The 21,728-nt window shown below is 73.8% G+C and carries 13 protein-coding genes and 1 pseudogene; 7 read left to right on the top strand and 7 right to left on the bottom strand.

The features are described 5' to 3' along the window. The first annotated feature begins 18 nt into the window (after positions 1–18). Entirely contained in the window at positions 19–1,332 is a 1,314-nt protein-coding gene (locus ABD785_RS01635) for an acyltransferase family protein (RefSeq protein ID WP_344821320.1), read from the top strand. A gap of 1,851 nt (positions 1,333–3,183) precedes the next feature. Here ABD785_RS01635 and ABD785_RS01630 read toward each other — a convergent pair. The 4 genes and pseudogenes from ABD785_RS01630 to ABD785_RS01615 form a co-directional block, all read right to left on the bottom strand. Beyond that, positions 3,184–5,163 (bottom strand): annotated as a pseudogene (locus tag ABD785_RS01630) (alpha-(1->3)-arabinofuranosyltransferase domain-containing protein); the annotation flags it as partial. 5 nt (positions 5,164–5,168) lie between these two features. Then, on the bottom strand, positions 5,169–8,303 hold the full coding sequence (locus ABD785_RS01625; protein WP_344821319.1) for an MmpA family trehalose lipid delivery protein: 3,135 nt from the start codon (positions 8,301–8,303) through the stop codon (positions 5,169–5,171). Continuing rightward, entirely contained in the window at positions 8,300–9,385 is a 1,086-nt protein-coding gene (locus tag ABD785_RS01620) for a PucR family transcriptional regulator (RefSeq protein ID WP_344821318.1), read from the bottom strand. The genes ABD785_RS01625 and ABD785_RS01620 overlap by 4 nt, the downstream gene beginning before the upstream one ends. Before the next feature lie 43 nt (positions 9,386–9,428). Further along, positions 9,429–10,316 (bottom strand): alpha/beta fold hydrolase, encoded by an 888-nt coding sequence (locus tag ABD785_RS01615; protein ID WP_344821317.1) that lies wholly within the window; start codon positions 10,314–10,316, stop codon positions 9,429–9,431. Positions 10,317–10,409: 93 nt separating this feature from the next. On the opposite strand from ABD785_RS01615, the gene ABD785_RS01610 reads away from it, so the two are divergent. Then, positions 10,410–11,018 (top strand): TetR/AcrR family transcriptional regulator, encoded by a 609-nt coding sequence (locus ABD785_RS01610; protein ID WP_344821316.1) that lies wholly within the window; start codon positions 10,410–10,412, stop codon positions 11,016–11,018. 32 nt (positions 11,019–11,050) lie between these two features. On the opposite strand, the gene ABD785_RS01605 is transcribed toward ABD785_RS01610, so the two are convergent. Beyond that, positions 11,051–12,583: an alpha/beta hydrolase gene (locus ABD785_RS01605; RefSeq protein WP_344821315.1), complete on the bottom strand. Its 1,533-nt coding sequence runs from the start codon at positions 12,581–12,583 to the stop codon at positions 11,051–11,053. 199 nt (positions 12,584–12,782) lie between these two features. On the opposite strand from ABD785_RS01605, the gene ABD785_RS01600 reads away from it, so the two are divergent. Next, the gene (locus tag ABD785_RS01600; protein WP_344821314.1) at positions 12,783–16,151 is read left to right on the top strand and encodes a pyruvate carboxylase; all 3,369 of its coding nucleotides are present in this window, start codon (positions 12,783–12,785) and stop codon (positions 16,149–16,151) included. 301 nt (positions 16,152–16,452) lie between these two features. Further along, complete coding sequence (locus ABD785_RS01595; protein WP_344821313.1) at positions 16,453–16,713, top strand: hypothetical protein; 261 nt, start codon at positions 16,453–16,455, stop codon at positions 16,711–16,713. Positions 16,714–16,780: 67 nt separating this feature from the next. Here ABD785_RS01595 and ABD785_RS01590 read toward each other — a convergent pair whose 3' ends face one another. Next, positions 16,781–17,209: a nitroreductase family deazaflavin-dependent oxidoreductase gene (locus ABD785_RS01590; protein ID WP_344821312.1), complete on the bottom strand. Its 429-nt coding sequence runs from the start codon at positions 17,207–17,209 to the stop codon at positions 16,781–16,783. A gap of 125 nt (positions 17,210–17,334) precedes the next feature. On the opposite strand from ABD785_RS01590, the gene ABD785_RS01585 reads away from it, so the two are divergent. Beyond that, positions 17,335–19,056 carry a GTPase domain-containing protein gene (locus ABD785_RS01585; RefSeq protein ID WP_344821311.1) on the top strand — a complete coding sequence of 574 codons (1,722 nt, stop codon included), beginning with the start codon at positions 17,335–17,337 and terminating at the stop codon, positions 19,054–19,056. Then, positions 19,053–20,645 carry a GTPase family protein gene (locus ABD785_RS01580; protein ID WP_344821310.1) on the top strand — a complete coding sequence of 531 codons (1,593 nt, stop codon included), beginning with the start codon at positions 19,053–19,055 and terminating at the stop codon, positions 20,643–20,645. Before ABD785_RS01585 ends, ABD785_RS01580 begins: the two co-directional genes overlap by 4 nt. A 7-nt stretch (positions 20,646–20,652) precedes the next feature. Here the strand turns inward: ABD785_RS01580 and ABD785_RS01575 are convergent, their stop codons facing one another. Next, positions 20,653–21,258, bottom strand: coding sequence for a CGNR zinc finger domain-containing protein (locus ABD785_RS01575; protein WP_344821309.1), 606 nt, complete (start codon positions 21,256–21,258; stop codon positions 20,653–20,655). 74 nt (positions 21,259–21,332) lie between these two features. Here ABD785_RS01575 and ABD785_RS01570 point away from each other — a divergent pair, with 74 nt between their 5' ends. After that, on the top strand, positions 21,333–21,722 hold the full coding sequence (locus ABD785_RS01570) for a RidA family protein (protein WP_344821308.1): 390 nt from the start codon (positions 21,333–21,335) through the stop codon (positions 21,720–21,722). Positions 21,723–21,728 lie beyond the last annotated feature (6 nt).

Here is a 21,728-nt window from a genome sequence, read left to right as displayed (position 1 = left end):
TGGGAGACCCTGAGGAAGATGTCCTCCGCTCCCCACCAGAACTCCCTGGACGGTGCCAGGGCCGTCGCGGTCCTGCTCGTCCTCGCCCTGCACGTGGCCGGGGAGACCGGGCTGACGACACAGCCCGGTGTCCTGGCCCTGCTGGTCGGGCACGGCGACAGCGGCGTCGCGATCTTCTTCGTCCTGTCGGGGCTGCTGCTGTACCGGCCCTGGGCTGCGGCGCTTTTCGGTCACCGGTCACGGCCCTCGACCGTCCCCTATCTGTGGCGGCGGGTGTGGCGGGTGGTGCCGGCGTTCTGGCTGACCGTCGCGATCGGCCTGTTCGCCTTCAACCGCGAGCACGTGGACGAGCTCGGGACCTGGCTGGAACTGCTCGGCATGGTCGCCGTCTACGACCCGTCGCCGTGGTGGCAGGGCACCGGGCCGACCGGTCTCTACCATCTCTGGACGATCCCGGTGGAGATGTCGTTCTACGCCGTCCTGCCGCTGCTCGGGCTGGTCCTCGCGGGCTGCGCCGGCCGCAGGGCGACCGCTTCGGCGGTGCGGGCGCGGCGGGTGCTCACGGCGCTGGCGCTGCTGTGGCCGTGCTGCCTGGTGTACCAGTACTTCACCTACAACCCGGAGTGGCGGCCGCAGATGGGCATGTGGCTGCCGCGCAGCCTGCCCTGGTTCGCGCTCGGGATGGCGCTGGCCGTCGTGGCCGCCTGGTCGGCCGCCGAGCCGGAGGGTCCCGTCCGCCGCTTCTGCGTGACCGTGGGCTCCGCCCTCACCGAGTGCTGGCTCGCCGCCGGGCTGCTGTACGTGATCGCCTGCACCGAGCTGACCGGGCCGTGGGGCATGAACTTCGGCTTCGACGACTTCTGGTCCTCCTCGCTGCGGATCCTGCTGTACGGCGCCGGCTCAGTGCTGTTCATCGCCCCGCTGGCCCTGCACCCCGGCAACCGGCACCCGCTCGCCCTGTTCTTCGGGGGCCGGGTCATGAGCAGGCTCGGCGTCGTCTCCTACGGGATCTACCTCTGGCACGCCCTGCTGCTGCTCGGGCTCGCCCGGGTGATCGGCCCGTGGATGCGCGAGGCGCCCTACCTTCTCGTCCTCGCGCTCGCCCTGGCCGTGACCGTCCCGGTGGCCGAGCTCTCCCACCGGCTCCTCGAGGAGCCGGTCCGCAGGCTCGGCACCCGCCTGACGGTCCGCGACCGCCGCGACGATCGCCGCGACCGCGGCGCAGCACAGCAGCTGGGGGACCTGGTCGGTCAGGACGTCCGAGCCCCGGGCCAGGCCCACGGCGGTGATCGCGCCGGCCAGCCCGAGCAGAGCGGGAGCAGGCCAGGGTGAGCGCAGGGCGCGGAACCTGCGCCCCGCCACGAGGACCGTCACCAGCACCGTCACGACCGCGGTGCCGGGAAGGCCCGCGACCCAGAACCCGGCGAGCGCCCCCGCCGGGATCCCGAGGAGTCCCGGCAGGCCCTTCCGCGCGGCGGGGCTCTCCGGCCGGGTGACGCGCCGGCGCGCCGTCGCCGCGACCGCGGCGACCAGGGCCAGCCCGGCCAGCCCCGCCGCCAGGCCCGCCCGGTAGCTCCGGTCGGGGCCGAAGGTCAGGGTGACGACCCCCTGGGAGCCCGCGGGGACCACGAAGCCCTGGCGCCACCCGTCGAGCCGCACCGGCCGCAGCCGCTCGCCGCCGAGGGAGGCCGTCCAGCCCTTGTTCTGGTTCTCCGCGACGGTGAGGAAGGCGGCGGAGTCCGTCGTCACCTCGATCCTGCGGGACGTCGCCGTCCAGGAGAGCACCCGGGCGGCGCTGAGCGCGGTCTCGGTGGGCGCGGGCGGCAGGGCCTCGGCTCCGACGGCCAGATCCTCGATCCGGAAGGGCGAGTAGGTCCACGACCGGACCCGGTTGGCGCCGGTGGCGAGCGCGGCCTGGCCGCAGGAGGTGAACCGCAGCGGCCGTCCGTTCATGACGTCGCCGTGGGTGCCGCGGACCTTGGTCGCGACGGTGACGCCGTTGACGTCGAGGGGCGGCCCGAGCCCGCAGGGGAGCGCGAAGGGCGCCTGGGGTGCCGCGGCGACCGGCCGGACGCCCGGCACCACCACATCGGTGACCTGGACGTTCTCGGCCGCGGTGCCGAACGAGATCCGCAGGCCGCTGCTCCGGAGCGCCTTGAAGGTGAAGACGCCGGTGCCGTCCAGGATCCCGGCCCTCAGCGAGCCGTCGTCACCGGTGATCGCGATGGGGACGACGGACCTGGCGGCGGGCGGCCGGGTCACCGTGATCCGGTCGATCCGCTTCGTGTCCTTCCATTTGAGGACGAGTTCGGGCCGGTCGTCCGCGGCGTCGGGCAGCCAGGTGGTGGCCGGATCGCCGTCGAAAGCGGCCCTGGCCCAGGTGGCGGTCCCGCCGTGGGCCTGGCTGCTCGCCGAAGCGGACGGCAGCTGGGAGAATCGGCTGTACCGGTCGGCCAGCGCGGTGTCGGTGAGCACCGCCCGGCCGGTGAGCGTCACCCGCCGGGCGTCGGCGGTGAAGGTGCGGTCGAAGCCGTAGGCCTCCTCGCCCGAGCGTTCGAGCGACCAGTGGCAGACCCAGCGGTCGGGCCCGCGCATGCAGGCGGGGGCGTCGTCGCGGTCCCGGGCGAACAGGTAGGACGTCGCCGCGGGGCCGGGCACGTCGTAGGTGCGGGCGGCGAAGAGGCCGGGCACCTGCACCTCCGACAGGGAGACCACGGTGCCGGTCCGCCTCGACGCGGCGGAGTCGAATCCGACGAACCGGATCCGCAGCCAGGAGGTGGTTCCGGGCGGCGTCTGGAGGAGTTGCTCGCCCCGCTCGGTGCTGACGGTCTGCTCGCGCGTCCCCCGCTCGGTCTCCACCGCGATCCGGACCGGGACCGGCCCGAGCGCCCGGTCGGGGACCAGCACCGCCTTCGTCCCGGACGGGTCGCGCGGCCCCTCGAAGTCCACCCGCCACCACTGGCCCGCCGCGCCGTCCCAGCCACCGGAGCGCCAGGCCGTCCGCAGGTCGCCGTCCAGCGCGGCGAAGGGCAGGTAGCCGCCCTGCTGCTGGGCCGGGAGCGCGCCGGGATCGGATCCCGAGGTCGAGGCGGAGACCGACCGGATGCCCTCGTGGCGGGCCCTGGTGCGGAACGCCCCCCACGCCGGGTCGAGGTAGTCGCCGGGCGTGGTCGCGGCACGCGGGCTCTCCCGCGCGGTCAGGGTGGGGGACAGGCCGGTGCGCAGCAGCCCGAAGTGGCGGGTCCGGTCGCGCAGCGTGTCGGTCGACAGTGTGGCGGCGGGCTCGGTCCCGGCGTCGTCGGCGTTGAGGACGACCGGCCGCTCGTCCAGGACGCCCTGGTCGGCGAGGTCGAGCAGGGACTCGGGGGAGCCGCCGACCCGCAGCAGGTCGCTGACCGGGCGGAGGGACACCACGTCGCTCGCCCCGGCGACCTCGTAGACCTCCAGTGCGGGATAGGCGAGGTCGAGGCCGTCGACCGCGTCGTCGGTGCTGAGTCCGCCGGACGTCGCGGGCCCGAACGCCGCGACCGGGGTCAGCCCGGGGGAGTCGGCCAGCGCCTGGTGGATCCGGGCGGGCCAGGCCCCGGCCAGCTCGACGCGGTCCAGGTCGTTGCGGACCAGGACGTACCGGACCCCGATCCGGCCGAGCACCTCGGCCAGCCCCGGACCGCCCCTGCCCGCCGCGACCTGCCGGTCGACGGCGTCGAGCAGCCGGGTCAGCCCGGCGGACCCGGCCGCGCCGATCTGCCGTTCGGCCCATCGGACGGTGAGGAGCTGCTGGACGGGTTCGTCCAGGGGGCGTCCCCACAGGTACTCCGCGAACCGTGAACCGGGCAGGGCGAGGACGGCCTGCCGCCCCGTCCGGGCGTTGAGCCAGGCCGCCGCCTCGCCCCAGTAGGTCGGCAGCTGCCGGATGGGCCCGGGCCCGGCGAGCCCCATCAGGAGGGCGGGGACCACGGAGGCGGCCAGGACGGCGACGACCGGGATCCTGACCTTCGGCCGGGCCGTGGCCAGCAGATGGGCGAGGCCCAGCGCGAGCGGCAGCCGCAGCACCGCGTCGAACTTGCGGAGGTTGCGCAGCGGGGCGAGCGGCCCGTCGAGCAGATCCCGGACGGCCGGAGCCACCGAAGGCTCGATCGCGCTGATGTGCCCCGCCGAGACCAGCAGGATCCCGGTCAGCAGCAGGATCGCGAGGAAGAAGCGCTCCGGGGCGTCCCTGCGCAGCACCCCCGCCAGTCCCGCGGCGGCGACCAGCGCGGTGACCACGACCAGCCAGGGGGTGAGGGACAGGGCGTGGCCGACCGGCAGGGTCGGGCCGCCGCTGCCGACCAGCCAGGCCACCCAGTCGGGCGTGCCGCGCAGGATGTTCGTGAGCGAGGTGACCGGCGTGATCGCGGCGCTGCTCTCGGTGTAGGGCAGGAAGGAGAACCCGTACCGGGCCATGATCGCCAGCGGGACCGTCCACCAGAGGGTGGCCGTGGTGACCATCAGGGTCCACCAGCCGAGCAGCCGCCACCGGCGGGCGGTGCGGTCCCTGGTCATGATGTAGAGGAACGGCACGACCAGCACGGCCAGCACCGAGGCCGCGTTGACCCCGCCGCACAGCGCCACGGCCAGCGCGGAGCGGGCCGCGCAGCCCACCCTGCTGCCGCCCCGGCGCACCGCCGTGACCAGGGGGAGCATCACCCACGGCAGCAACGCGACGGGCTGGACCTCCGACGACAGCACGCCGAGGTCGGTCATCAGCCGCGGCGAGAGGGCGAACCCGAGGGCGGCGACGAGCCGGGTCGTCGGGGTGCCGATCTCCAGCCGCCCGGCGAGCCGGTAGAGGCCGATGAACGCCGCGAGGACGAGGACGGACATCCACAGCCGCTGCACCACCCAGCCGTCCAGGGACAGCAGCGCGCCGCCCATGAAGAACTCGGCCATGGGGAAGAGGTAGCCGTTGGCCTGGTTCTGGAGCTGCCCGAACTGCGCGGGGTCCCAGGCGTGCAGCGCCCGCGCGGCGAACGCCGAAGGATCCAGCGCGAAGTCGATCTTCGTGTCGGCGATCATCAGCCCGGGCCGGGTGACGAAGGTCAGCGCCACCAGGAACAGGGAAGCCGTCACGAGCCGCAGCCGGTGGCGCAGCCGCGGGTCGGGTACCGGCTCGTCGGTCGCCATCGGGCTCAGCCTTCTTCCAGGGGCGGTGGCCCGAGCACGTAGAGCGTGAGCTCGGGCTCTTCGAGCACGGGGGACAGCCCGGGGAACCGGTCCCCGAACGACCCCGTCTCGGCGTCGATCACGACATAGCGGAAGCCCGCGTCCCGCAGCGGCTCCGTCAGCGGCCGGGGCGAGAGCACCAGGGGAGTGAGGGCGCGGGCGCGCGGCTCCTCCGCCGGGACGGTCCGGTCGCCGACCCGGACGGCGTCGTTGAACACGACGGTCCGCGGCAGGAGGCGGACCAGCGGATCCAGGGAGCCCCGCCCGCCGTTCCACGGATAGGTCCGGTAGGCGTGCCAGGGCAGCAGGAGGACGTCCCCGCGCACCGGGTCGCCGGCCATGATCTTCCGCGCCCGGCCGAAGGAGTCCGGGTAGGTCGTGGCGGTCAGCCGGCCGAGCCCGCCGAGCATCATCCCGGGCAGCAGCAGGACCGGCGCCGCCGTGCCCAGCAACGCCGCGCCCTCGAACCGCGCCGACCGCACCAGCGCCCCGAGCCCCGCGGCCTGGAGCAGGGCCAGGGGCGCCACGTACTGCTGGGAATCGCGCAGCACGGCGAACCCCGGCCACAGCCGGATGAGCGAGCCGACCGCACCGGGCAGGGCCGTCTCGGCCATCGCGACGGCCAGGCCGGCGGCCGCGGCGACGGCGAGCGGCGGGCACAGCCGAGCGCCCATCACGGTCAGCACCAGGGCGAGCAGCAGCCGGGGCACGGCGAACACCGCGAAGCCGTACATCGGCGGGACGACCTCGGCGTTCCACGTCCCCGACAGGCACAGCAGGCTGCCGAACGTCCCGAAGGGCGTGTCGGCGCGGGCGGCGAACACCTCGGCGCCGACCGGCGCGGAGGGCAGCCCGCCGGCGCCGGACAGAGCCGGGACCAGCCACGGCAGCCCGAGGACGGTCCAGGCGAGCAGGACGGTGCCCCGCCTGCGCCCGAACGGCAGGACCGCGAGCAGAGTGATGATCATCGCCATGAAGCCACCCGCGGCGGCGGGGAGGAGGGCCAGGACGATCCGCCTGCGGTCCCCGTTCCGGACGGCGTCCACGGCCCAGGGCAGCCCCGCGTAGCCGAGCAGGAGGGCCCACTGGCCGAGCAGCAGGCGTTCGGCCACGAAGGGGTTCCAGGCGAACAGGACCATCGCGGCGGCGCGGGCGGGCGCGGGCAGATCCCGCAGGAGCCGCGCCGTCCCGGTGCACGCGATCACGAAGATCGACAGCAGGAGGAGCTTCTGGACCAGGGCGCCGGGCAGGATCGCGGTCAGGGAGGCGGCGAGCAGATCGCTCGGCACGGCCCGCGGCGGGCTTCCGTTCAGTCCGAGCAGGGCGCCGTCAAAGCGCCACCGGGGCACGAAGACCATGTCGTAGGCGAGCGTGAACCCCGGACGGAGCGCCGGCCCGAGCGCGAACGCGCCCAGGCCGAGCCCCACGCAGAACGGCCAACGGGCGCTCAGCGGGTTCCATAGTTGTAGAGCTCGGAGCGGGGAGCCTCGGTCTTGTCGGCCTGGTACACCACCATGGTGGTGGTCCCGAGGGCGAGACAGAGCCCGAGCACTCCTGAAACAACGTAGATCATCGGATTCCTCGACAGGGGCAGATACCGGACAGATCTCCCGAGGGTAGGAGGGTCGCCGTGCGGCTTTCATCGGCGTCAGACCTAACTCTTTTGTCCTGGCGGACAACGGGGCGGTACCGAGGGTGATGCGGAGGAACTTCGGCCTGTACCGGTCGAGGTTCAGGCCGAGCCGCTCCCAGTTGCGGGGACCCTGGCCGGGGACGACGTCGTAGCTGAGCAGGATCCGGGAGCCGTCCGAGGAGGAGGCCCACCGGTGGACGTGGGGGTTGTAGGCCTGCATGTAGCCGCCCCCGCAGTGCGCGTCCACCTCGGGGTTGATCCGCGGGTCGCAGAGCGCGGGCGCCTTGAGGTTCCAGGACGTGCGGGTCCACGGCCCGGCGGGGCCGCAGGCCCGGTAGGCCGTGAAGGTGGAGATCGCCCCGAAGGGCACGGCCGGGTCGGTCGTGAACAGCAGGAGGACCGGGGAGCGGGCGGTGCCCGCCCGCGCCAGGGTGTAGCCGTGCCCGACCCCGGTGGTCGCGGTGCGCGGCAGGATCGCCCTGGCCCGGGACTGGTCGGCGGTGAAGGACCGCCCGTCGAAGTAGGTCCAGGAGCCCGGATCGGCCAGCCGCCCGGCCGGGACGCGGGCGAGGTAGGCGGGCATGCCGCCCCGGTTGGCCTGGCCGCCGTACACATAGGTGAAGCCGTCCTGCGGCAGGAGGTCGTAGCCGTAGAAGGGCCTGCGCTCGGCCGGCGGGCTCGCGGGGTCGGCGTCGGCGGGATCGGGGGGCGGCGGGAAGCGGACGACCTCCGGGACGCCGCGCAGGCCGGACAGGGGGAGCGTCGCCACCCCCATGGCCGTGACGGTCCCCTCGGGGCCGCCGGGGGCCTTCTCCAGCAGCAGGACCCTGAGCACGTCCCCCGCCGGTGCGGCCTCGACCGTTCCCGCCATCGGCTCCCATCTGCGGTAGCCCGGATCGTCGGGGGGCAGGCGCTCGGCGGGGTGCTCGATCCACGACCCCGGACGCCCGTCGGGGCGCGTCGAGGTGAGCGTCTCGGTGATGACGCCCGGTGCGGCCGGTCCGGTTCCGGGATCGGCGAGCACCGCGCTGTTGCGGACGAAGATCCGTCCGGCGGGTTCGTGGTGGAAGTAGGGCCGGCCGGGCAGGATCGCGGCCTCGGGATCGGGCGGCGCGGCCGGCCAGGAGAGGGGATCCGGCGGAGCGGGCCCCGGAGGCACGGACGGGGATCGCACGGCTCCGAGGAAGGTGTCGGCGTGGATCCACAGCGTCCGGCCCCGGTCGGGACCCGAGGTGATCGGCACCGACCAGGTCCCGTCGCCCTGGGCCCAGCCGCGGTAACCCGGCCGGTCCCCGTTGTCGTTGCCGTACCAGAGGTACTGCTCGGTGAAGCCCGTGTCCGGGACGGCCGCGACCGGCTCCAGCGCGGCGCAGGAGGGCGGCACGCCGCCCGTCCCGCGCAGGGCCACGGCCGTGGCCGCGGCGATCAGGCAGCCCGTGACGACCAGCGCCGGGACGCGCCGCCTCAAGGGGCGGCCAGGTCGTCCCGCCGCGCGATCCGCTCGTACTGCAGCGCCCACCAGACGGAGACCAGGTCGTCGACCCGTTCGAGATGGAGGCCGCTCAGCTCCTCGAAGCGCCGGATGCGGTACCGCAGGGTGTTGGGGTGGACGTGCAGCTCGGTGGCGGCCTCGGCCACGTGCAGGTCGTGGCCGAGGTAGGCGGTGAGGGTCTGGGTGAACAGGTCGCGCTGCACCGCGGGGATGGCGCCCAGGCAGCGCTCGGTGACCAGGCCGGTGAGGTTGGGGCTCTCCAGGACCGCGGCCCGCAGCGGGATGTCGGCGATGTTCACCACGCCGGACATCCCGAACGCCGTGGCCACCCGCAGCACGGTCGAGGCCTGGGCGAAGGAGGAGGCCGCCGACGCCAGCGGCAGCCGCTGGCCCAGCGCGACGAGCCCGTCGCCGAACAGTCGCGGCGAGCCCGCCAGCACCCCGACGAGCTCTCCCTGGTGGCTCTCGATGAGCCCGGACCCCTCGACGGCCGCCTCGAACCTGCGGCGCACGTCGGTGCTGGAGATCCGGGCCCGGAAGGCCAGGTAGTACTCGCCCGGGTCGACGCCGAACTCCGAGGCCAGCATCGTCAGCTTCGTGCCGTTGAGGCGGCCGCCGAACAGGTCGGTGAGGAACGCCGCCCGCCGGTACCGGTCCTCGCGCATGATCTCGAGCTCGACCTGCCGGTGCGCCGCCGACGCGGCCTCCAGGGCATCGACGACCCACTGCCACATCCGGCTCGCGTCCACGCGTCCCTGGCCGTGTTCCAGGGCGAGCTCCGCGGTGGACCGCACCGCGCGGACCAGCGCGTGGAAGGGGATCCCCGACCGCGCCCGCTCGGCCCCGATCCGCTCCATGACCTCCAGCTCGCGGGGGGTGGCCGGACGGTCCTCCTTGAGCGCGGCGCGGGCGGAGGCGAGGGCGTCGGTCATCCCGCTGATCAGCTCGGCCTGCGGGACGGCCGCGTACTCCGGGATCTCGCGGTAGACCAGCTCGCAGCCCAGTTCGACGATCGTCTTCCGCCCGTCGCCTGGTTCGCGCCGCGGCGCAGGTGGCATCCGCACTCCTCGAAGAACTACATTCTCGAAAATAAGAATATAGCTACCATATGCGCTCCGGGCGCTCCGTTGCGAGATGTATGTGCAAGAGCTCAGCGATCTGGGCGGGGGCCTGTTCCGGGATCCAGTGCCCGATCCCCTCGAGGGTGTGGAAGGTGTAGGGGCCGGTCACGAATCTCCGGGTGAGCTCGGCGCCCCTGCGGCCGAGGGCGGGATCGGCGTCGCTCGCGACGAACAGGGTCGGGACGGTGACCGGGGTGAGGCGTCCCGGCGGGTTGAAGGGCATTCCCCGGTACCAGTTGATCGCGGGGGTCAGGGCGCCGGGCTCCATCATGCGGCGGGTGTCCCTGGCGGCGGCCTCCTTCGTCTGACCGTAGGAGGCCAGGCCGTCCACGAAGCGCGGTCCGGCGAACCGGACGATCCCGCGCAGCACCAGCTCGGGCAGCCACGGGAGCTGGAAGAAGTACATGTACCAGGACATCAGGAACTGCCGGCTGGTGAAGATCGCCCGTAGGAAGGCGCCGGGGTGCGGAACCGAGAGCGCGGTCAGGGTGGCGACCGCGTCAGGCCGCGCGGCGGCCAGCGACCAGGCGACGGCCGCGCCCCAGTCGTGCCCGACGAGATGCACCCGGCGGCCGCCCGCCCCGGCGGCGTCGATGAGCGCGAGGACGTCCCCGGTGAGGGCGGTCAGCCGGTAGGCGTACCGGCCGCGGGGACGCGCCCGGGGAGAGTAGCCGCGCTGGTCGGGGGCCAGCGTGCGGTAGCCCGCCGCGTGCAGCAGGGGCGCCAGCCGGTCCCAGCAGGAGGACGACTGGGGGAATCCGTGCAGGAGCACCACGATCTCCCCGTCGAGCGGGCCCTGGTCGGTGACGTCGAAGATCAGGCCGTCGTGTTCGAAGGAGGTGGTCCGCCGCATCGCGTCAAGGTCCATCGTCGCTCCCGGGAGGGTCGGTGTGCACGGTGATGTGATCGCCGATCACATCAACCCTCTGGACACGTGTCAAGGTGTGGTACGACTGGTTTCATGAACAGCCGGCCGGGCGGACGGCCCTACCACCACGGATCCCTGCCGGAGACCTTGGTCACTCATGCCGTCGCGCTGCTGGACGAGGCCGGCGCCGAGGCGGTGGCCGTCCGCGAGGTGGCCCGCAGGGCGGGGGTCGCCCCCTCGGCCCCGTTCCGGCACTTCCCCGACCGGGCGGCGCTCCTGGCCGCGGTCACCGAGGCCGTCGCGGTCGACTTCAGCGAGCGGCAGCTCGCCGCGGTGACCTCGGCGGGCGCCCTCCCGTTCAAGGCCCTGGGCACGGCGTTCGTCGACTACGCGCTCGCCCATCCGCACCGGTTCGCGCTCGTGCGCGGCGCCGTCTTCGGCGGCGCCCGCACCCCCGCCCTGGAGGCGGGCCACCGGGATTTCACCGGCCGTGTCACCGAGCTGATCGTCGCCGCGCAGGAGCGCGGAGAGCTGCGGCGGGACGACCCCGAGCTGATCAGGGTCGCCGCCCAGGCACTGGTCTACGGCCTGTCCCAGATGTTCGTCGACGGCTATCTCGACGCGTCCCGGGCGGAGGCGCTGATCGACCGGGTCCTCGACCTGTTCGGGCTCGGCGTCCTGGGCGAGGCGTGCCGGGAGTGATCGTCCAGGAATGATCCTTCCGGAAGCGCGCCCTACTTGCAGGTGACGCCGTTCGCGGGAACGGTGCCCTCGTTGAAGTAGGCGTTGACGATGCCCTGCACGCAGGTGTTCCCGGTGTTGTAGGCGCCGTGGCCCTGGCCGTCCAGGGTGACCAGGCGGGCGTTGCCGAGGGCCTTGGTCAGCTTGGGCGCGTTGGCGTAGGGCGTGGCGGGGTCGTTGATGTTGCCGATGACGACGATGGGCGTCGCCGATGTCGGGGCGGTGGCGGCGCGGCCGGCGTCGTCGCCCTCCGTGGGCCAGCCCGAGCAGCTCAGCATCCCCCACGCGATGGTCTTCCCGAAGACCGGCGAGGCCTCCTCGAATCTGGGCAGGGCCTCCTCGACGTCCTGGACGCCCGGGCGTTCGGTGGTGTCGGCGCAGCTGATCGCCTGGAGCGCGGCGTTCATGTTCGAGTAGTGGCCGTCGGCGTCGCGGCCGTTCTGGGCGTCGGCGAGGGCCAGCAGCCCGCTGCCGTCGCCGGCCTTGGCCGCGGTGAGCGCTTTCGTGAGGGTGGGCCACTCGCTCTCGGAGTACAGCGGGGCGACGACCCCGATGACGCCGAGCCCCTGGGTGAGGGGGCGGCCGTCCTTGGTGGGCAGCGGCCTGGCGTCGAGCCCCGCGACGAGGTTCTCGACGGTCTTCAGGACGGCGTCGGCGTCCTTGCCCAGGCCGCATGCGCGCCGGGCGCAGTCGGCGGCGTAGTTGGCGAGGGCGAGCTGGAATCCGGCGGCCTGGCCGTAGCTGCTCTGCTCGACGGTGAGGCTCGGGTCGACGGCGGCGTCCAGGACGGTGCGGCCGACCTCGGCGGGGAACTGGTGGGCGTAGTTGGCGCCGAGCTGGGTGCCGTAGGAGATGCCGAAGAAGTTGAGCTTGGCGTCGCCGAGGGCCAGCCGGATGGCGTCCAGGTCCCTGGCGGCGTCGGCGGTCCCCACGTAGGGCAGGATCCTGCCGGAGTTCTTCTCGCACGCCTGGACGCCCTCGGTCATGCCCCGCTCCAGGTCGGCGGCCTCCTCCGGGGTGTCGGGGGAGGAGTCGAGGGCGTTCATGGCGTCGGCCCGCCGGTCGTCCAGGCACTTCACGGGTGAGCTGAAGCCGACGCCGCGCGGGTCGAAGCTGACCAGGTCGTAGCGGGCGTTCAGCGCCGCGTAGGAGGGCAGGAGCGCGGGCAGGGTCTGCACGCCGGATCCGCCGGGGCCGCCGAAGTTGAAGACCAGGGAGCCGAGCCGGTCGCTCCCGGTCGCCCCGGCCCGCACCATCGCCAGCTCGATCTTGGCGGCGTCGGGCCGGGAGTGGTCGAGCGGCACCGCCAGGGTGCCGCACTCCAGCGCCGGTCCCGCCGGTGAGCTCGGGGCCGCGGTGCCGGTCGAGGCGGGGGCGGGCGTCAGCTCGCAGGGCGACCAGGCGATCGCCGGGGCGGGAGCCGTCCGTGCCGTCCCGACCGCGCTCTCGGTGCCGCAGGCGGCGGCCAGCGCGCAGACCGCGGTCACCGCGACGACACCGCTCATCGAGCCCGTCCTGATGCCCATGGCTTTCCCCTCGTGACCGATAGTGACCACTAGTCACTATATGAAGCGATCTGGTCGCGATCTTCCCCGGGGCGGGTCGGCGCACATTTTCACAAGTCATCACTTTTGGAGTAGATCTTGAGTATTTACCAGGTGGAATTCTGTTCTCACGGGGAAGGTCGTGTGATCGTCTCTGTACCCGAGGACGAGGAGCGGCGGAATGATCACCAAGTTGCTGGTCGCCAACCGCGGAGAGATCGCCGTGCGCGCCTGCCGGGCCGCCTACGAGCTGGGCATCGCGAGCGTCGCGGTCTACGCCGAGGAGGACCGGTTCTCCCTGCACCGCCAGAAGGCCGACGAGGCCTACGCGATCGGGGAGCAGGGCCATCCCGTCCGCGCCTACCTGAACGTCGAGGAGATCGTCGCGACGGCCGTGCGGGTCGGCGCCGACGCCGTCTACCCCGGCTACGGGTTCCTGTCGGAGAGCCCCGAGCTGGCCGAGGCGTGTGAGCGGGCAGGGCTGATCTTCGTGGGGCCGCCCAGCGGTGTCCTCAGCCTCGCGGGCAACAAGATCGAGGCGGTCGCCGCGGCGGCCAGGGCGGGGCTGCCCGTGCTGCGGTCGGTGACGCCCGAGCCCGGCGCCGAGCTCGAGGCCGCCGACGAGGTGGGCCTGCCGCTGTTCGTCAAGGCCGCCGCGGGCGGCGGAGGGCGGGGGCTGCGCCGGGTGGACCGGCGCGAGGACCTGCCCGCCGCCGTCGACGCCGCCAGGCGCGAGGCCGAGAGCGCCTTCGGCGACGCGACGGTCTTCCTGGAGCAGGCCGTCGACCGCCCGCGCCACATCGAGGTGCAGGTCCTCGCCGACGCCTCCGGGACCACCGTGCACCTGCGCGAACGCGACTGCTCGGTGCAGCGGCGCCACCAGAAGGTCGTGGAGATCGCCCCCGCCCCGGGGCTCGACCCGCAGGTCGTGCAGAGGCTCTGCGCGGACGCCGTTGCCTTCGCCCGCGAGGTCGGCTACGTCAACGCCGGGACGGTCGAGTTCCTCGTCAACGAGCGGGGCGAGCACGTCTTCATCGAGATGAACCCGCGCATCCAGGTCGAGCACACGGTGACCGAGGAGGTCACCGGCATCGACCTCGTCCAAGCCCAGCTCCGGATCGCCGGCGGCGAGAGCCTCGAAGACCTCGGCATCCGCCAGGAGGAGGTGACGGTCTCCGGGTTCGCCGTGCAGTGCCGGATCACCACGGAGGACCCCGCCCGCGACTTCCGTCCCGGGACCGGCCGCATCTCCGCCTACCGTTCCCCCGGCGGCGCCGGGGTCAGGCTCGACACCGGGACGGCCTACGCCGGCGCCGAGATCTCCCCGCACTTCGACTCCCTGCTGGTCAAGCTCACCACCCGCGGCCGGACGTTCCACGAGGCCGTGCGCCGCGCCGCCCGGGCCGTCGCGGAGTTCCGCATCCGGGGCGTCGCCAGCAACATCCCCTTCCTCCAGGCCCTGCTCGACGAGCCGGACTTCCAGGCGGGCGGCGTCACCACCGCCTACATCGCCGAGCACCCGGCGCTGCTCACCGCCCGCTCCAGCGGCGACCGCGCCACCCGGCTCGTCACCTATCTGGCCGACGTCACCGTCAACCGGCCCCACGGTGAGGCGCCCACCGGGCTCGACCCCGCGGGCAAGCTCCCGCCGCTGCCCGAAGGGCCGTTCCCCGAGGGCTCCCGCGACGTGCTGCTCGCCGCCGGCCCGCGGGCGTTCGCCGAGCGGCTGAGGGCGCAGAGCGCCCTCGCCGTCACCGACACGACCTTCCGCGACGCCCACCAGTCGCTGCTCGCCACCCGGGTCAGGACCGCCGACCTGCTGCGCGCCGCGCCGCACGTGGCGAAGGCCCTGCCGGGGCTGCTGTCGATCGAGGCCTGGGGCGGCGCCACCTACGACGTCGCGCTGCGGTTCCTCGGCGAGTCCCCGTGGGACCGGCTCGCCTCGCTGCGGGAGGCGGCCCCCAACACCTGCCTGCAGATGCTGCTGCGCGGGCGCAACACCGTCGGCTACACCCCCTACCCCGACGCGGTCGCCCAGGCGTTCGTCAAGGAGGCCGCCAGGACCGGGGTCGACATCTTCAGGATCTTCGACTCGCTCAACGACGTGGAGCGGATGCGCCCGGCCATCGACGCCGTCCTGCACACCCACGCGATCGCCGAGGGCACCCTCTGCTACACCGGCGACCTGTCCTCGCCGGGGGAGCGGCTCTACACCCTCGACTACTACCTGCGGCTGGCCGAGAGCCTCGTCGAGGCCGGCGTGCACGTCCTGTGCATCAAGGACATGGCGGGCCTGCTGCGCGCCCCGGCCGCCCGCACCCTCGTCACCGCGCTGCGCGAGCGCTTCGACCTGCCCGTCCACCTCCACACCCACGACACCGCCGGCGGGCAGCTCGCGACCTACCTCGCCGCGGTCGAGGCCGGGGTGGACGCTGTGGACGGCGCCTCCTCGCCGCTGTCGGGGACGACGAGCCAGCCGCCCCTCCAGGCGATCGTCGCGCACACCGACCACACCGAGCGGGCCACGGGCCTCGACCTCGACGCGATCCTGGCGCTGGAGCCGTACTGGGAGGCCGTGCGACGCCTGTACGCCCCGTTCGAGATGGGACTCCCCGCGCCGACCGGCCGCGTCTACCGGCACGAGATCCCCGGCGGTCAGCTGTCGAACCTGCGGCAGCAGGCCGTCGCGCTCGGCCTCGGCGACCGGTTCGAGGAGATCGAGCGGCTCTACGAGGCGTCCGACCGGATCCTCGGCAGGCTCGTCAAGGTCACCCCGTCCAGCAAAGTCGTCGGCGACCTCGCCCTCCACCTCGTGGCGGCCGGCGCCGATCCGGAGCGGTTCGCCGCCGACCCGTCCCGGTTCGACCTTCCCGACAGCGTCGTGGGCTTCCTGTCCGGAGAGCTCGGCGACCCGCCCGGCGGCTGGCCGGAGCCGTTCCGGGGCGACGCCCTGCGCGGCCGCTCCTACACGCCGCCGAAGGCCGAGCTGACGAAGGACGAGGAGAAGGCCCTCGCGGGCCCGGAGGTCCGCACGACCCTCGACCGGCTCCTGTTCCCCGGCCCCGCCAAGGCCTACGCCGAGTCCCGCGCCGCCTACGGTGACCTGTCCGTGCTGCCCACGGGGGCCTTCCTCTACGGGCTCAGCCCGGGCGTCGAGGTCGCGTTCGACCTCGAGCCGGGGGTCCGCGTCCTGACCTCGCTCGAGGCGGTCGGCGAGATCGACGAGGCGGGCTGCCGCCAGGTCATCTGCACCGTCAACGGGCAGATCCGCACCCTGGCCGTCCGGGACCGCTCGGTGGCCCCGGAGACGCCCAGGGCCGAGCGCGCCGACCCGTCCGACCAGCGCCAGGTGGCAGCGCCGTTCTCCGGTTCGGTGTCGGCCAAGGTCGCCGCGGGAGACCAGGTCGCGGCGGGGGACGCGGTGGCCGTCATCGAGGCCATGAAGATGGAGGCCGCCATCACCAGCCCCGTCGGCGGCACCGTCGCCCGCGTGGTCGTCCCGGGACCGGCCCAGGTGGAGGCGGGAGATCTCCTCATCGTCATCGAGTGATGACCGAGGGTGGATGTGCGCGCGGGTCGGCTACGCAGAGCGTCCAGTGATGCCGAATTCTTCTAAAGATCCGCGCCGTGTGCAGGGAAAAGACACAATGTTCTTCCCCCTGCAGGGACTGTTCCGCCCCGCGCGCGCCATCACAGCCGTCCGCGGCCCGGAACACCGTCCGCGGCCGCCGGAGATTTCCCCTCCGGCGGCCGCGGACTTCCGCCGGAGGGGGTTTTCTGTCAGAAGGCGTTGTTTGGCCGGGCTCTTCGCGGTTACGGGACTGCCGTATCCGACAAGGAGGCTGAAGCAGATGCCGAAGAACAAACGCCAGACCGGTTCGAAGGCGGCCGCGGCCGCGTCGAAGACCCTGACGGGGAAGACGAAGAAGCCGGCGAAGTCCGCCGCGGCCAGCGCGCTCTCCCAGGCGCCGAAGAGCAAGGGCCAGACCGGCGCGTCCGCCGCGTCGGCGGCCGCCAGGACGCTCGGCGACCCCAAGGCGACCAAGGCGGAGAAGTCCGCCGCCGCCAGCACCCTCTCGCAGACGCCGTCGAAGAAGGCCGCGAAGAAGTAGCCGTCCACGCGCGTGCCGACCGCCCGGAGCCTCCGCTCCGGGCGTCGTCATGTCCGGGCCGGGCCGCTCAGACCGGGTCGAGGACGAAGACCGGGATGATCCGGTCGGTCTTCTTCTGGTACTCGGCGTAGTCGGGCCAGGCCTCGACGGCGATCGCCCACCACCGGTCGCGCTCCATGCCCTCCGCGAGATGCGCCCGGTACTCCCCGGCCTCGGGCCCGTCCTGGAGGCGCACCCGCGGCTCGGCGACCACGTTGTGGTACCAGACCGGATGGGACGGCGCACCGCCGAGCGAGGCGATGACGGCGTACTTCTCCCCGTCGGTGACGCGCATCAGCGGCGTCTTACGGACGGCTCCCGTGCGCGCCCCGGTCGTCGTCAGGATGACCACCGGCTTGCCCCGCATCGTCGTCCCCTCGGTGCCGCCGCTCTCCTCGTAGGTGCGGACCTGCTCGGCCGCGTGCGACACCGGGCTGGGCACATATTCACCGCTCATCGGAACTCCCTCATCCAAGATCGATATCAGCCTCCTACCCTTCCGTCCGGCCCCGCATCCCCACCCGGCCACGGCCGCAGGCGAGGACCGCGTTCGGCCGCGCCGAACGGGGGCATGGGGGCGGCATGTCCGGACTGTCCGCGGCGCTGCTGGAGCTGCGGCGCACGCTCGATCAGGAGATGTTCCCGCTCAAGGTCGGCGACACGGCCTCCGACCGGCACGCGCTCAAGGAACTCGCCGGTCAGCTCGACGACTACCTGCTGCCCCGGCTGGCCGCCCTCGACGCCCCGCTGCTCGCGGTCGTCGGCGGCTCCACGGGAGCGGGGAAGTCGACCCTGGTGAACTCGCTCGTCGGAGCCGAGGTGACCGAGGCAGGAGTGCTGAGGCCGACCACCCTCGCGCCCACCCTGGTGGTCCATCCCGCGGACGCCGGCTGGTTCAGCGGGACGCGCGTGCTGCCGGGGCTCCCCCGGTCCACGGGAGGCGGGCGGGCGGAGGCGGGGACCCTGCGGCTGGTCACGGCCGAGACCGTCCCGTCCGGGCTGGCGCTGCTGGACGCGCCCGACATCGACTCGGTCGTCAAGGCCAACCGGGACCTCGCCGCGCAGCTTCTGGCCGCGGCCGACCTGTGGCTGTTCTGCACCACGGCGGCCCGGTACGCCGACGACGTGCCGTGGGGCTTCCTGCGCCGGGCCCGCGACCGCAGCACCGCGCTGGCCGTCATCCTGCAGCGCGTGCCCGCCGAGGCGTCCGGGCCCGTGGGCCGCGATCTGCGGCGGCTGCTGGAGGAGAACGGCCTGGGGCCCGTCCCGCTCTTCGAGATCCCCGAACTGCGGCTGCCCGAGAACGGCGCCCTGCTGCCCGAGACCGCGGCCGGGCCCGTGCGGCGCTGGCTGGAGGAGCTGTCGGCGGACGCCAGGACGCGCGCCGCGGTCGTCCACCGCACCCTCGCGGGCTCCATCGACAGCCTCGACGCCCGCGTCCGCGGCCTGGCCGATTCCGTGGAGCGGCAGCGGCTCGGCGCCCGGGAGCTCGCGGACCTGGCCGAGAGCGCCTACACGGCCGGTCTCACGGCCTTCGACGACGGGATGCGCGACGGCAGCCTCCTGCGCAGCGAGGTCCTGGCACGCTGGCAGGACTTCGTCGGGACCGGAGACCTCATGCGCGGCCTGGAATCCCGGGTCGGACGCCTCAGGGACCGGGTGGTCGCGGCGTTCACCGGCCGTCCCCTCGCCGAGCGGGAACTGACGGCCGCCATGGCCAACGGCGTCGAGGCGCTCATCGGAGCGGTCGCCGACGGCGCCGCGGAACGCACGGTCGACGCCTGGCTGGCCACCCCCGCAGGCCGCGCCCTCCTTGAGGACGAGGACGTCGCCCAGGCGGGCAGGCTCGGCAGGGCGTCGCCGCGGCTCCAGGCCGGGGCGGAGCGGGCGGTCCGGGAGTGGCAGGGATTCGTTCTCGACCTCGTCCGCAGGGAGGGCGCCTCACGCCGGGGGGCGGCCCGCGCGGCGTCGTTCGGAGTCAACGGGCTCGGACTGCTCCTCATGGTCGGGGTGTTCGCCTCGACGGGCGGGCTGTCGGGTCTGGAGATCGGCATCGCGGGCGGCACCGGGGTGGTCGGCCAGAAGCTGCTGGAGGCCGTCTTCGGCGACCAGGCCGTCCGCAGGCTCACCGGCGAGGCCAGGTCCGACCTGGCGGAGCGGGTCCGCGTCCTGCTCGCGCAGGACCGCGGCCGCTTCACCGTGCTGCTGTCCCCGACGCTGGAGGCGGACCCCGGACGGCTGCGCGCGGTGGCCGGGACCATCCGGGCCCATCGCGGAGAGCTCTCCGGCGGAGGCGCGAAGTGAAGGCGCCATGGCGAAAGAACGCGCCCTCCCTGGCGGAACGGCTCACGGCGCTGGGAGAGGCGGCGGCCCTGGCCCGTGGACGGCTCGACGACGAGGACGTCGAGGCGGCCGAGGAGGTCGTGGCGCGGGCCGGAGCGCGGACGGCGCTGTCGGCCGGGCACACCGCCGTCGCGCTGGCGGGCGCCACCGGCAGCGGGAAGTCGTCGCTGTTCAACGCCATCGCCGGGACACCCATCGCCGAGACCGGGGTGACCCGGCCGACCACGGCCGTCGCCCAGGCCGCCCGCTGGAATCCCGAGGGGTCGTCCGCGCTGCTGGACTGGCTGGACGTGCCGCGCCGGCACACCGTCGAGGCGGACACCGACCTGTCGGGGCTGATCCTCATCGATCTGCCCGACCACGACTCGATCGAAGGGTCCCACCGGCTGGAGGCCGAACGCCTGGTCGGGGCCGTGGACCTGCTCGTGTGGGTCGTCGATCCGCAGAAGTACGCCGACGCCGCCGTACACGAACGGTATCTGAGGCCGCTGGCCGGGCACCGGGACGTGACGATCGTGGTGCTGAACCAGATCGACCGGCTGCCGGCGGGCGCCGTGTCCCGCTGCCTCGAAGATCTGCGGAGGCTGCTGGAGGCGGATGGGCTCGGCGGAGTACCGGTCGTCGCGGTGTCCGCCCGGACCGGGCAGGGGCTGCCGGAGCTGCGGAAGATCCTCGTGGACCGGGTGGCCGGGCGCCGGGAGCGGATCGCCCGGCTGGAGGCCGACGCCCGGGCGGCCGCGGACCGGCTCGGTCAGGCCGCCCGTCTTCCCGCGGACGGCCACGATCGTGAACCGCCGCCGATGGCGGAACCGCTCACCGACGCGCTGGTCGAAGCCGCGGGCGTGCCGGAGGTCGTGCGGGCGATCGCCAGGGCGCACCGGCACCGCACGGTCGCGGCGACCGGATGGCCGGTCACCCGGTGGCTGCGCTCGCTGCGGCCCGACCCGCTGCGCAGGCTGCGGGTGGAGGGACACGGACGCAGCTCGCTGGAGACGGTCTCACCGGTCCGGCGGGCCGTCCTGGACGTCGCGATCCGTGAGGCGGGAGCGGGCGCCTCCCGGGGTGTCGCCGAGCCGTGGGCGGCGGCCGTCAGGAAGGCGGCGCGCGCGCCCGGCGACGATCTGCACGACGCCCTCGACCGCGTGGTGACCGGGACCTCCCTCGGCCTGTCCCCGAAGCCCCGCTGGTGGCGGGCCGTCGCCGCGGTCCAGTGGCTGCTGCTGGCGTGCACGGTCGTTGGCGGCCTATGGCTGTCGGCCCTGTTCGCCGTCGGTTATCTGAGGCTGCCCGACGTTCCGACGCCGGACCTCGGCGCCGTTCCCTGGCCGACGGTGCTCTTCCTGGGAGGGATGCTGGCGGGCCTGCTGCTCGGCGCCCTGTGCCGGGTCGCGGCGCTCGCCGGTTCCCGGCTGCGGGCCCGCCGCGCCGCCCGTGAGCTCCGCGCGGCCGTCGCGGACGTCGGCGTCGGGCTCGTCCTCGAACCGGCCGAGGCGGAGCGCGCCCGCTTCACCGCCTTCACCGGCCTCATCGCCACCGCGGCAGCCCCCTGACGGCCGGTCACGCGGTCTCCGGGGGTTCCTGACGGCGGGCGCGGAGGGCGCGGAGCTTGTGGCGGTTGCCGCAGCGTTCCATGGCGCACCAGCGGCGGGCGCCGGGGCGCGAGGTGTCGACGAAGACCAGCGGGCAGTCGTCGCTCGCGCACTCGCGGAACCGCGCGGCCAGCGGCCCCGTGAGCAGCTCGATCATCTCTCGTGCCAGCGCGGACAGGACCTGCTCGGTCCGGACCGGGGCGGCCCAGCCCGCGGACGTGCCGCCGGCGGAGAGCTCGGGGACGAGGGACGGAGCGGAGGCGGCCCGGTTGAGGGTCTCGACCGCGGTCCCGGTCAGGGGCCGGTCCGCCGCGCGGTCATGGGCCGTCTCCCAGATCGCCTGGCGGAGGCTCTTGGCCGCGGTCAGCTCGGCCGCCGACGGAGGAACCGCCGGTGTCGCCGACAGCGGCGGCTCGGCCAGCCAGGCGGCCAGGTCGGACGGCCGGTGGAGCGTCTCGAACACCGCGTAGGGGCCCTCGCCCCCGGTGTGGGCGAAGTCGAGGCAGACCGCTCCCGCGTCGAAGCGGAACGACCCTCCCTTGGGGTCGTGCAGCACCCGACCGGTTGTGCTCATGCGCATGTAACTACTATAACTGGTGTTGAGGAGACACCGCTTTAAGGGGTGTCATCGTCCGGAAGGAGAAGACCATGAGCGTCCGGCACATCAATCCCGAGGGGCTCCACCGCAACCCCGGCTTCAGCCAGGCCGTCGTCGTCGAACGGCCCGCGAAGACGATCTACATCGGCGGCCAGAACGGCGTCGGACCCGACGGGAAGGTCGTCGGTGACACCGTCGCGGAGCAGGCGGGCCAGGCGCTCCGGAACCTCGCGACGGTCCTGGAGAGCGAGGGGGCGGGCCTGGCGAACATCGTGCACTGGACCATCGCCGTGGTGGACGGCCACGCGCTGGACGACGGGTTCGCCGCCTTCCAGAAGGCGTGGGACCCGGCCGACCCGCCGCCCGCGATCACCGTCCATGTCGTCGCGGGGCTCGGCCCGGGCTTCCTCGTCGAGATCGACGCCGTCGCCGTCGTCTGAGCGGAG

Source organism: Actinocorallia longicatena, assembly GCF_039534125.1.
In the GTDB taxonomy this organism is placed as follows: domain Bacteria; phylum Actinomycetota; class Actinomycetes; order Streptosporangiales; family Streptosporangiaceae; genus Actinocorallia; species Actinocorallia longicatena.
The sequence above is the reverse complement of the archived record's forward strand: the minus strand, read 5'-3'. Positions and strand labels throughout refer to the sequence as shown.